The 12,316-nt window shown below is 67.2% G+C and carries 9 protein-coding genes; 6 read left to right on the forward strand and 3 right to left on the reverse strand.

Annotation, left to right across the window (positions count from 1 at the left end):
- Positions 1–92: 92 nt before the first annotated feature.
- Complete coding sequence (gene pnp, locus MFF26_RS24980) at positions 93–2,327, forward strand: polyribonucleotide nucleotidyltransferase (RefSeq protein ID WP_137830015.1); 2,235 nt, start codon at positions 93–95, stop codon at positions 2,325–2,327.
- 89 nt (positions 2,328–2,416) lie between these two features.
- Here the strand turns inward: pnp and MFF26_RS24985 are convergent, their stop codons facing one another.
- A complete protein-coding gene (locus MFF26_RS24985) occupies positions 2,417–2,920 on the reverse strand; it encodes a hypothetical protein (RefSeq protein ID WP_137830014.1) in 504 nt (167 codons plus the stop codon).
- A 185-nt stretch (positions 2,921–3,105) separates the two neighbouring features.
- Here MFF26_RS24985 and MFF26_RS24990 point away from each other — a divergent pair, with 185 nt between their 5' ends.
- The 3 genes from MFF26_RS24990 (at position 3,106) to MFF26_RS25000 (ending at position 5,715) form a co-directional block, all read left to right on the forward strand.
- Positions 3,106–4,704 carry a winged helix-turn-helix domain-containing protein gene (locus MFF26_RS24990; protein ID WP_137830013.1) on the forward strand — a complete coding sequence of 533 codons (1,599 nt, stop codon included), beginning with the start codon at positions 3,106–3,108 and terminating at the stop codon, positions 4,702–4,704.
- A 58-nt stretch (positions 4,705–4,762) separates the two neighbouring features.
- Entirely contained in the window at positions 4,763–5,404 is a 642-nt protein-coding gene (locus tag MFF26_RS24995; RefSeq protein ID WP_137830012.1) for a glutathione S-transferase family protein, read from the forward strand.
- Between the two features lie 77 nt (positions 5,405–5,481).
- The gene (locus MFF26_RS25000; protein WP_137830011.1) at positions 5,482–5,715 is read left to right on the forward strand and encodes a YgaP-like transmembrane domain; all 234 of its coding nucleotides are present in this window, start codon (positions 5,482–5,484) and stop codon (positions 5,713–5,715) included.
- Positions 5,716–5,792: 77 nt separating this feature from the next.
- Here the strand turns inward: MFF26_RS25000 and MFF26_RS25005 are convergent, their stop codons facing one another.
- Positions 5,793–6,059 (reverse strand): GlsB/YeaQ/YmgE family stress response membrane protein, encoded by a 267-nt coding sequence (locus MFF26_RS25005; RefSeq protein WP_137830010.1) that lies wholly within the window; start codon positions 6,057–6,059, stop codon positions 5,793–5,795.
- A gap of 257 nt (positions 6,060–6,316) precedes the next feature.
- Here MFF26_RS25005 and MFF26_RS25010 point away from each other — a divergent pair, with 257 nt between their 5' ends.
- Positions 6,317–6,676, forward strand: coding sequence for a RidA family protein (locus MFF26_RS25010; protein WP_238308796.1), 360 nt, complete (start codon positions 6,317–6,319; stop codon positions 6,674–6,676).
- Positions 6,673–7,776 (forward strand): polyamine ABC transporter substrate-binding protein, encoded by a 1,104-nt coding sequence (locus MFF26_RS25015; RefSeq protein WP_137830008.1) that lies wholly within the window; start codon positions 6,673–6,675, stop codon positions 7,774–7,776. The genes MFF26_RS25010 and MFF26_RS25015 overlap by 4 nt, the downstream gene beginning before the upstream one ends.
- Before the next feature lie 169 nt (positions 7,777–7,945).
- On the opposite strand, the gene rpoC is transcribed toward MFF26_RS25015, so the two are convergent.
- Positions 7,946–12,163: a DNA-directed RNA polymerase subunit beta' gene (rpoC, locus tag MFF26_RS25020; protein WP_137830007.1), complete on the reverse strand. Its 4,218-nt coding sequence runs from the start codon at positions 12,161–12,163 to the stop codon at positions 7,946–7,948.
- Positions 12,164–12,316: the final 153 nt, after the last annotated feature.

The raw sequence follows: 12,316 nt of genomic DNA on the forward strand, positions 1-12,316 counted from the left end.
CCGGACGCTTTTTCTTTCGAGAAGAAGCGTCTCGCCGTCTTGCCACTGGCGGCGCCGGGCCGAGCCCCGCACGCATGAAGGCAGAAGCAACCATGTTCGACGTACAACGCGAAGAGCTGATCTGGGGCGACCGCAAGCTCGTCCTCGAGACCGGCAAGACCGCCCGGCAGGCCGATGGCGCCGTGGTCGCCACCTACGGCGAGACCACCGTGCTGGCGACCGTGGTCGCCGCCAAGGAGCCCAAGGCCGGCATCGATTTCATGCCGCTCACCGTGAACTACCAGGAGCGCGCCTACGCCGCCGGCCGCATCCCGGGCGGCTACTTCAAGCGCGAGGGCCGTCCCTCCGAGAAGGAGACCCTGGTCTCCCGCCTGATCGACCGCCCGATCCGTCCCCTCTTCGTCGAGGGCTGGCGCAACGACACGCAGGTCGTCGTCACCGTCCTCTCGCACGATCTCGAGAACGATCCGGACATCGTCTCGATGGTGGCGGCCTCCGCCGCCCTGACGCTGTCGGGCGTGCCGTTCACCGGCCCGATCGGCGCCGCCCGCGTCGGTTACCTCAACGGCGGCTACAAGCTGAACCCGCTGGTGACGGAAGTCGCCGAATCGACCCTCGATCTCGTCGTCGCCGGCACGCAGGACGCGGTGCTGATGGTCGAGTCCGAGGCCAAGGAACTGTCCGAGGACGTGATGCTCGGGGCCGTGATGTTCGGCCACAAGCACTTCCAGCCGGTGATCGAGGCGATCATCCGCCTCGCCGAGAAGGCCGCCAAGGAGCCGCGCGATTTCTCCCCGCCGGAGAACGCCGACGTCGAGAAGGCGGTGCTCGACATCGCCGAGACCGAGCTGCGCGACGCCTACAAGATCACGATCAAGCAGGACCGCTACAAGGCCGTCGACGCCGTGAAGGCGAAGGTGGTCGCCGCCCTCTGCCCGGCCGAGGGTGAGCAGAAGTTCTCCCCCGAGAAGGTCAAGGCCGCCTTCAAGGAAGCCCAGTCGAAGGTGGTCCGCTGGAACATCCTCGACACCGGCTCGCGCATCGACGGCCGCGACGTGAAGACCGTCCGCTCGATCGTCTCGGAAGTCGGCGTGCTGCCCCGCGCCCACGGCTCGGCGATGTTCACCCGCGGCGAGACGCAGGCCCTGGTGGTCGCGACGCTGGGCACCGGCGAGGACGAGCAGTTCATCGACGCCCTGGAAGGGACCTACAAGGAGCGCTTCCTGCTCCACTACAACTTCCCTCCCTATTCCGTCGGCGAGACCGGCCGCATGGGCTCGCCCGGCCGCCGCGAGATCGGCCACGGCAAGCTCGCCTGGCGCGCGATCCGTCCGGTTCTGCCGCCGGCCCACGAGTTCCCGTACACGATCCGCGTCGTGTCCGAGATCACCGAGTCGAACGGCTCCTCGTCGATGGCCTCCGTCTGCGGCGGCTCGCTGTCGCTGATGGATGCGGGCGTGCCCCTGCGCCGCCCGGTCGCCGGCATCGCCATGGGCCTCATCCTCGAGGGTGAGCGCTTCGCGGTCCTGTCCGACATCCTCGGCGACGAGGATCACCTCGGCGACATGGACTTCAAGGTGGCCGGCACGGACGAGGGCATCACCTCGCTCCAGATGGACATCAAGATCGCCGGTATCACCGAGGAGATCATGAAGATCGCCCTCGCCCAGGCGAAGGACGGCCGCGCCCACATCCTCGGCGAGATGGCCAACGCCCTCACCGCGGCCCGTCCGGAGCTCGGCGAGTACGCGCCGCGCATCGAGACGATGCAGATCCCCACCGACAAGATCCGCGACGTGATCGGCACCGGCGGCAAGATCATCCGCGAGATCGTCGAGAAGACCGGCGCCAAGATCAACATCGAGGATACCGGCGTCGTGAAGATCGCCTCCTCCGACGGCAAGGCGATCAAGGCGGCCTATAACTGGATCCGCTCCATCGTCGCCGAGCCGGAGGCCGGCACGATCTACGATGGCACGATCGTCAAGATCATGGAGTTCGGCGCCTTCGTGAACTTCTTCGGTGCCAAGGACGGCCTCGTCCACATCTCCGAGCTGGCCCCCCAGCGGGTCGCCAAGGTCGGCGACGTGGTCAAGGAAGGCCAGAAGGTCAAGGTGAAGTTCCTCGGCGCCGACGAGCGCGGCAAGATCCGCCTGTCGATGAAGGTCGTCGACCAGGAGACCGGCGAGGACATCACCGAGAAGCTGAAGGCCGAGCGCGCGGAGCGCGGCGAGCCGGAGCGCGAGGAGCGGGGCGACCGGGGTGATCGCGGCGACCGCGGCCCCCGCCGCGACCGCGGCGAGCGCCGCCGCGAGGCGGGCGAATAAGTCTCGCCCTACGCTACGCCAAACCATGAAGAAGGGCGCAGCCTCTCCCGAGGCTGCGCCCTTCTTCGTTTGCCGGGGCGCGTCAACAGCTACTCTCTCCGCGAGGTCCGTTGCGCCGACGCCTGGAAGTCGCCCTGCCATTGTCCGGTGAAGGTCGTGGGCGAGGTGAAGGCGACGGAAAACGTGCCCCTGCCCTTGAGGCCGGCGAAATCGCCCGTCGCCTTCGTCGTCGTGAAGGCCCCCTCGGCGGTCACCCGCCCCGATGCGTCCGTGGCCACGCGGCCGGTATAGGGACTCGTCGTGGAGCCGCTCGGCGTCACGAAGGTGATCGTGCCCTTGAGCGTGCCTTGGCCGTCCTTGAGAACGGCGACATCGCTGAAGCGCACCGTCGCACCGTCGAGCGGCGTGCCGGGACCGGTATTGGTCCCCGTGGCGGTCTTCGTGAGGCGGATCTGACCGCCCCTGCCGATCGGCTGGGCGGATTGGCCGTCGACTTGGGCCGTGAGGCTGCCCCCCATGGGCATGGCCTGTGCGGCCGGAATCGACGTGGCGGCAATGGCGGCGGCGAGGGCCGCACGGATCGTGTAGGACATCGGATGGAGCCTCCCTCTGGAATTTGCCTCGATCTCGGGGCGACGACGGCGCGGGTCCGTCGGTGCTCGTTTCGATACGATGCAGCTCAATCCCAGGTCTTGAAGCGCCGCTGAGCGGTTCTGAAGATTTTCCGAAATTTTCTGATATCGTCGCAAGGTCAGCTTCGGAGCGAATTCTTAGGACGATGGATCGCATCGACCTCGCCGACCTCGTTGTGGATTTTCGGCGGGAGCAGGTCGTCGCGCGGGACGGGCGGCGGTTGGGCCTGCGACCGCGCAGTTTCGCGGTGCTCCGTCACCTCGCGACCCGGGTGGGCGAGCTGGTCACCAAGGACGATCTGCTCGCGGCCTGCTGGCCGAACGTGGTGGTGACGGAGGATTCCCTCACACAATGCATCTCCGAGATCCGGCGGCTGCTGGGCGAGCAGGGCCGCGACCTCATCCGCACGGTCCCGCGCCGCGGCTATGTCCTCGCGCTTCCCGAGGCCGCCGCATCCGTTTCCACCGCCGGTCCGATCGATCCGGCCGGTCCGCCCCGGATGCGGGGGCTGTTCTGGCAGCCGATCGCCGTGCTGCCCTTCGACGAGTTCGGCACCCTCCACCCGGACTTCGCCGGGCTCGGGGCGGGCTTCGCCGAGGATCTGACCACGGAGCTTGCCCGTAACCGGCATATCGGCGTGGTCGCGCGGCAGAATGCCTTCGCGGTCCGCGCCCTCGCCGAGACCTCCGCCGAAATCGCCCTTATGCTCGGGGTCCGCTACGTCGTGGAGGGCAGCATCCGGCAGGCCGGAACGAACCTCATCGTCAACGTACAGCTCATCGATGGCCGCGACAGTCGGCATGTCTGGGCGGAGCGCTGCGTCGCTCCCACCGCGAGCTTCTTCGCGATGCAGGACGATCTGCTCGCACGCCTCGTCACCGGGCTGTTCGACGGCCTCTGCCAAGCCGAGCAGATCGCGCGGCTCGCCTGCGAGGCCTCCCCGTCGAATGCCTATGAACTCACGATGCAGGCCATCGCCCATCTCAATCAGTTCGGCCGCCGCGATCTCCTTCTGGCCCATGCTGCGCTGGAGCGCGCCCTCGAACTCGATCCCGCTTTCGCGACGGCCTACGGCCTGAAGGGCCTCGCGGCGGCGACCGATGCCGGCTTGGCGATTTCCGGCTCCTATGGTCCCGACGCGCTGCCGCAGGCCGAGGCGACGATCCGCAGGGGATTGGAGTTGAACCCGGCGAGCCCGGTGGGCTACCGCGCCCTGAGCTACGCCCTCGCCCTGCGGGGGGCCTACGAGGAGGGTTTGGCAGCGGCCGAGCACGGCCTCGCCCTAGCGCCCCACGACGCGGGCAGCCTCGCCTTCCTCTCCATGGCGCAGACGGCGGCGGCCCGTTACGGGCCCGCCCTGGCGAATGCCGAGCGGGCACGCGCGCAGAGCTCCGTTCCGCCCGCGACCTACGCCGCCGCCTCTGCGGCCGCGCTCTACGCCCTGAGTCGCTACGAAGAGGCGAGGCAGCGCGCCACGCTGGCGACGGAGCGCAGCCCCGGTTACACGATCGCCCACGCGATCGGCGCTGCCGCTGACATGGCCTGCGGCCGCTCCAACGAGGCCGAGGCGCGCATCCGGACGATCCTGCGCCTCAGTCCCGGCTTCGGTCTGCGTGCCCCGCGGGTACGGACGATCTACGGCAGCGACCGCGACCTGAGCGGTCGCTTCATCGAGGCGCTCGAAGGCTGCGGCCTGCCGGACCATGCGGACTCCGCTGCCGTCCTGCTCCTCGACGGGCTATGATGGTCCACGCCCGTGATCCGAGGCGCGGCGCAGAACAGCCTGCGTGAGGGACGCCCCGATGACCGATGAACTCGTGTTCTACACCGCGCCGATGTCCCGCGGCCGGATCGTGCGCTGGATGCTGGAGGAGGTGGGCGCGCCCTACCGCACCGAACTCGTCGGCTTTGGTCCGGCGATGAAGGGCGAAGGCTATCGGGCGATCAATCCGATGGGGAAGGTGCCGGCGCTCCGCCACGGCGGGACGGTGGTGACCGAATGTGCGGCGATCCTGGCCTATCTCGCCGATGCCTTTCCCGAGGCCGGGCTCGCGCCGGCGCCGACGACGTTGGCGCGGGGCGCCTATTACCGCTGGCTGTTCTTCTGCGCCGGCCCGGTCGAGGCGGCGACCACCAATACGGTGCTGGGCGTCACCGTGCCGGACGACCCGAGGATGCGCGGCATGGTCGGCTACGGCAGTCTGGATTCGGTGCTCGACACCCTCGAAGGCGCCGTGTCCGGCCGGGACTTCGTGGCGGGGGATCGCTTCAGCGCCGCCGACCTGTATCTCGCTGCCCATCTCGGCTGGGGCATGCAGTTCCGCACGATCCCGCGGCGCCCGGCCTTCGAAGCCTACGCCTCCCGCCACGCCGCCCGGCCCGCGGCCGTGCGGGCCCGGGAGATCGACGACGGGCTTCTCGCCCGGCAACAGGCCGCGTCATAGCAGTCCTGCCGGAACGCCCGCGCCTGCGCCGCGTTCGCCCCGCGAATCTGAGCCCATCGCAAGGACGCGGACCCACGATGAACGAGATGATCGAAGACATTTTCGGCGGCACGCAGAACCTGACCATGACCGAGCGGGCGGTCTCCGTCGCGCTCGGGCTCGGCATCGCGGCGGCGGCCGCCCAGCCGCGCCCGAACAAGCTCCTGAGCCTGGCCGCCCTGGTCGTCGGCGTCGGCCTCGCGGTGCGCGGCGCCACCGGCCATTGTGCCGTCAAGGCGCTCACCCAGAGCGATCACGACCGCCTCGCCTGATCCTCTATCCACACGGCGCAACGAGAAAGGGGCGCTCCTCGCGGAGCGCCCCTTTCTCGTTGTCGACGCTCGGGGGATCAGAGCGACGTGGTGCGGCTGCGGCCGGCGACGAAGCCGTAGATCGCCAGCACGACGCAGGCGCCGACGATGGAGGCGATGAAACCGGCCCCCTGGTTCGGCCCGTACCAGCCCAGCGCCTGGCCGAGGAAGGTGGCCACGAACGCGCCGACGATGCCGAGGATCGTGGTGAGGATGAAGCCGGACGGCTCGTTGTTGCCCGGCATGATGAACTTCGCGATCACGCCGGCGACGAAGCCGATGATGATGGTCCAGATGATGCCCATGTGCGACCTCTAAGAGCTTAGACGGCTTGCCGAATCGGGATTGAAGAGAGGCTCGGACGCGTTCCGCCCGAGCCTTGGCCGTTGTCGGTTGACAAACGCGCGAGCGAACCGCCCGGTTGCCTCCGCTGGGACGCGCAGGCGCGAAATTTGCCACGCGCCGTCCGGTCGTTGTCGGCTCTTTACGAGGAACCGTTCCCGGCGGCAGAAGGGTCCGGGCATTCCTCAACGTGCCCCCTTGCAGAGGCCATCATCGACCCATGACCATCGAGCGCTACGAGACCGGACCCCGCATGTGCCAGGCGGCCGCCCATGGCAGCCTCGTCTTCCTCGCGGGCCAAGTGGCCGCCGACCCGGTCGGCAACGGCGTCACCGTTCAGACCCAGGCCGTGCTGGAGCAGATCGACCGGCTGCTGGCGCAGGCCGGAAGCCACAAGTCCCGCATCCTGTCGACGACGATCTATCTCGCCGACATCTCCACCTTCGCCGAGATGAACTCCGCCTGGGATGCCTGGGTCGATCGCGAGAACCCGCCGGCCCGTGCCACCGTCGAGGCGAAGCTCGCCGCACCCGAATATCTCGTCGAAGTCGTGGTGGTGGCCGCACGGGGCGAGCCGTGATCCGCAGGGCGCTGCTGGCGGCGCTCGCCGCCCTTCCCCTGCTCGGCGCCCTCCCCGGTTTCGCCGCGGCCGAGGAGCGCGTCGTCAACGTCTACAACTGGTCGGACTATATCGACCCCAAGGTGCTCGAAGACTTTACCAAGGAGACGGGCATCAAGGTCGTCTACGACACCTACGACAACAACGAGGTGTTGGAGACCAAGCTCCTTGCCGGCAAATCCGGCTACGACGTGGTGGTCCCGTCCGGGCCGTTTCTCCAGCGGCTCATCAAGGCCGGTGTCTTCCTGCCCCTCGACAAGGCGAAGATCCCGAACCTGAAGAACGTATGGCCCGAGATCGCCAACCGGCTCCAGGCCTATGATCCGGGCAACACCTTCGCCGTCGATTACATGTGGGGCACGACCGGCCTCGGCGTGAACGTGTCCGCTGTCCGCGAGCGGCTGGGTCAGGGCCGGGCGCTCAACAGCTGGAGCCTCGTGCTCGATCCGGCCACGATGGCCAAGCTCAAGGATTGCGGGGTGATGCTCCTCGATTCCCCGGAGGATCTGATCCCGTCGGTCCTGCCCTTCTACGGCTACAAGGTCGATTCCAAGCGCTGGGACGACATCACGACGGTCACCGACGCCCTCTACAAGGTCCGCGGCGCGGTCCGGAAGTTCCACTCGTCCGAATACATCAACGGATTGGCCAACGGAGACCTCTGCCTCGCGGTCGGCTATTCCGGCGACGTGCTCCAGGCCAAGAAGCGGGCGGAGGAATCGAAGAACGGCGTCGAGATCGCCTACGTGATCCCGAAAGAGGGCACGCAGATGTGGTTCGACACCTTCGCGATCCCGAAGGATGCGGCGCATCCGGCGGAGGCCTATGCCTTCATCGATTATATGATGCGGCCCGAGGTGGCGGCGGCCAATACCAACTTCGTGTCCTACGCGAACGGCAACCTGCCCTCACAGAAATTCGTGAAGCCGGAGATCCTGAAGGACGCGAGCATCTATCCGGACGAGGCGACGATGCAGCGGCTCGGCGTCAACACCGCCTGGAACGACACGACCCAACGCTTCGTCACGCGCAGCTGGACGCGGGTTCGCACGGGGCGCTGAGCGCGGCTCGGATGTCCCACCCCTCCCCCTCATCCTGAGGTGGCGTCGCTCCGCATCCCAGGATGAGGGGGATGTTGGGGTCGGGGCGGCTTTCCCAAATGAAAGGCCCCCGGCTCGCGAGAGCCGGGGGCCTTTTGTTGTGTGTGATGCTCCCGAAGGGGCGGGCCGATTACTCGGCCGCCGCCGGGGGCAGTTCGCTGAGTTCGGCGGCGTTGGCCGCGTTCTCGGACGAGCGCTGCTGCAGGATCAGGCTGTCGCGGCGGCGTGCGATGGAACGGATGTCCGCCGCGAGTGAGCCGGTGCCGGCCGGGATGAGCGAGCCGACGATGACGTTCTCCTTGAGGCCTTCCAGGGTGTCGACCTTGCCGTTGACCGCCGCCTCGGTGAGGACGCGGGTGGTCTCCTGGAACGAGGCCGCCGAGATGAACGACTTCGTCTGCAAGCTGGCCTTGGTGATGCCGAGCAGGACCGGAACGCCCTGGATCGGCTTCTTGCCCTCGGCGAGCAGCTTCTCGTTGAAGTCGGCCAGCTCCGTACGGTCGATCTGGTCGCCCGTCAGGATGTCCGAATCGCCGCCATCGGTGATCTCGACCTTCTGCAGCATCTGGCGAACGATCACCTCGATGTGCTTGTCGTTGATCGACACGCCCTGGAGCCGGTAGACCTCCTGGATCTCGTTGACGAGGTAGGCCGCGAGTTCCTCCACGCCCTTGATCGCCAGGATGTCGTGCGGCGCCGGGTTGCCGTCGACGATGTAGTCGCCGAGCTCGACCACGTCCCCGTCCTGAAGGTGGATGTGCTTGCCCTTCGGGATCAGGTACTCGACCGCGTCCGAACCGTCATGCGGCGTCAGCGTGAGACGACGCTTGTTCTTGTAGTCGCGCCCGAAGGCGATGGTGCCGGACTTCTCGGCGATGATCGCCGCGTCCTTCGGACGACGCGCCTCGAACAGCTCCGCCACCCGCGGCAGACCGCCGGTGATGTCGCGGGTCTTGGCCGAGTCGGTCGAGACACGGGCGAGCACGTCGCCGGCCTTCACCTTCGCACCCGGATCGAGGCCGATGATGGCATCGACGGGCAGGAAGTAGCGGGCATCCGAGCCACGGGGCAGCTTGATCGGCTTGCCGTCGCGGTCGAGCACGAGCATCGCCGGCTTGAGGTCGGACGTGCGCGAGGAGCCGCGCCAGTCGATGACCACGCGCTTGGCGATGCCGGTCGACTCGTCGGTCGTCTCGGTGATCGACTGGCCGTCGTTCAGGTCCTCGTAGCCGACGATGCCGTCGACCTCGGCGACGATCGGACGGGTGTAGGGATCCCACTCGGCGATCCGCTGCCCGCGCTTGATCGTGTCGCCCTCGTCGACCCGCACCTTGGCGCCGTATTGCAGGCGGTGAACCGCCCGCTCGGCCCCGTCCGGACCGACGATCACCACGGCGACCGAGCGCCCGGTGGCGATGAGATCGCCGTCCGAGTTCTTGGCCAGCGACCGGTTGCGGATCTTGATCGTGCCCTCGAAGCTCGACTCGACGAAAGACGAATCCGCGATCTGCGCCGCACCACCGATGTGGAAGGTGCGCATGGTGAGCTGGGTGCCCGGCTCGCCGATCGACTGCGCCGCGATGACGCCGACGGCCTCGCCCATGTTGACGGGCGTGCCGCGGGCGAGGTCGCGCCCGTAGCAGGTGGCGCAGACGCCGCTCTTGGTCTGGCACACCAGCACCGAGCGGATCTTCACCTCCTGGATGCCCGCCGCCGCGATGGCCGGCAGGTGCTTCTCCTCGATCGTCTCGTTCGTCTTGACGATGATCGTGCCGTCCTGCGCGACCAGATCCTCGGCCGTGGCGCGGCCCAGGATGCGGATGGCGAGCGGGGCGACGACCTGGCCGGCATCGATGATGGCGCGCATCTTGATGCCGTTGGTGGTGCCGCAATCCGTCTCCCGGATGACGGCATCCTGCGCCACGTCGACGAGGCGGCGGGTGAGGTAACCCGAGTTCGCGGTCTTCAACGCCGTGTCCGCGAGGCCCTTACGAGCACCGTGGGTGGAGTTGAAGTACTCGAGAACGTCGAGGCCTTCCTTGAAGTTCGAGATGATCGGGGTCTCGATGATCTCGCCCGACGGCTTGGCCATGAGGCCGCGCATCGCCGCGAGCTGCTTCATCTGCGCGGGCGAACCACGGGCGCCCGAGTGGCTCATCATGTAGATCGAGTTGACCTGCTTGTCCGCGCCCTTCTCGTCCTTACGGACGGCGGAGATGCGGCCCATCATCTCGGCGGCGAGCTTGTCCGAGCACTTGGCCCAGGCATCGACCACCTTGTTGTACTTCTCGCCCTGCGTGATCAGGCCGTCGTTGTACTGCTGCTCGTAGTCCTTCACCAGCGTGCGGGTGTCGTCCACGATCTGCCACTTGTTCTCCGGCACGACCATGTCGTCCTTGCCGAACGAGATGCCGGCGCGGAAGGCGTGGCTGAAGCCGAGCGCCATGATGCGGTCGCAGAAGATCACCGACTCCTTCTGACCGCAATGGCGGTAGACGGTGTCGATCATCGCCGAGATTTCCTTCTTGGTCATCAGCTTGTTGACGACGTCGAAGGGCACCTTCGGGTGCATCGGCAGCACGCCGGACAGGATCACGCGGCCCGGCGTGGTGTCGTAGATCCGCGAGACGGGCTCGCCGTCCGGCCCGAGGCCGCGCCAGCGCCACTTGATCTTCGAGTGCAGCGACACGGACTTGGCCGCGAGCGCGTGCTCGAGCTGACCGATATCCCCGAACACACCCTGCATCGGGTTGGTCTTGTCGTCGGGGATATGCGCGCCGACCGCGCCGTCGGCGACGATCGACAGGTAGTACAGGCCGAGCACGATGTCCTGCGACGGCACGATGATCGGCTGACCATTGGCCGGGTGCAGGATGTTGTTGGTCGACATCATGAGGACGCGCGCTTCCAGCTGCGCCTCGAGGCTCAGCGGGACGTGCACGGCCATCTGGTCGCCGTCGAAGTCGGCGTTGAACGCGGCGCAGACCAGCGGGTGGAGCTGGATGGCCTTGCCCTCGATCAGCTTCGGCTCGAAGGCCTGAATGCCGAGGCGGTGGAGCGTCGGCGCGCGGTTCAGCATCACCGGGTGCTCGCGGATCACCTCATCGAGGATGTCCCAAACCTCCGGCTTCTCCTTCTCGACGAGCTTCTTCGCCTGCTTGACGGTGGCGGAGAAGCCCTTGGCGTCGAGACGCGCGTAGATGAACGGCTTGAACAGCTCGAGCGCCATCTTCTTCGGCAGGCCGCACTGGTGCAGCTTCAGCTCCGGACCGACCACGATGACCGAGCGGCCCGAATAGTCGACGCGCTTGCCGAGCAGGTTCTGGCGGAACCGGCCCTGCTTGCCCTTCAGCATGTCGGCGAGCGACTTCAGCGGGCGCTTGTTGGCGCCCGTGATGACGCGGCCGCGGCGGCCGTTATCGAACAGCGCATCGACCGCTTCCTGAAGCATACGCTTCTCGTTGCGGATGATGATGTCCGGCGCGCGCAGCTCGATCAGCCGCTTGAGGCGGTTGTTGCGGTTGATGACGCGGCGGTACAGGTCGTTCAGGTCGGAGGTCGCGAAGCGGCCGCCGTCCAGGGGGACCAGCGGGCGCAGGTCCGGCGGGATCACCGGCACGACCGTCAGGATCATCCACTCGGGACGGTTGCCCGATTGCTGGAACGCCTCAATGATCTTGAGGCGCTTCATCAGCTTTTTGGGCTTCAGCTCGGAGGTCGTCGTCGCGATCTCCTCCTTGAGCGAAGTCGCGATGCCTTCGAGATCGAGCTCCTGCAGGATGCGCCGGATCGCCTCGGCGCCGATCATCGCCGTGAAGCTGTCCTCGCCATACTCTTCCTGCGCGCGCAGATACTCTTCCTCCGACAGGAGCTGACGCTCCTTCAGGGGGGTGAGACCCGGCTCGATGACGACGTAGGACTCGAAATACAGGATCCGCTCGAGGTCCTTGAGGGCCATGTCGAGCAGGAGGCCGATGCGCGAGGGCAGCGACTTCAGGAACCAGATATGGGCGACGGGGGCGGCCAGCTCGATATGGCCCATGCGATCGCGGCGCACGCGCGCGAGGGTCACCTCGACGCCGCACTTCTCGCAGATGACGCCCTTGTACTTCATGCGCTTGTACTTGCCGCACAAGCACTCGTAATCCTTGATCGGCCCGAAGATCCGCGCGCAGAACAGGCCGTCACGCTCCGGCTTGAAGGTCCGGTAGTTGATCGTCTCGGGCTTCTTGATCTCGCCGTAGGACCAGGACAGGATCTTCTCCGGAGAGGAGATCGAGATCTTGATCTGGTCGAAACTCTGCGGCTGAGCCTGCTGATTGAAAAGGTTCATGACCTCTTGGTTCATGATCCGCTCCTTGCTGACGTGATGCCCCGCGCCTGGGCTCTCACGTGCTGAACCTCAAATCCGGCGTCGCGCCTCTCGGGAAGCGCCGCTCGCCGTCGTTCCGTCCCGGGAAGCCCTGCCCCTCCCCGCTCGACCGCGGCGGCATCGCAGGAT

The organism is Methylorubrum suomiense (genome assembly GCF_022179765.1).
GTDB classification, from domain to species: domain Bacteria; phylum Pseudomonadota; class Alphaproteobacteria; order Rhizobiales; family Beijerinckiaceae; genus Methylobacterium; species Methylobacterium suomiense.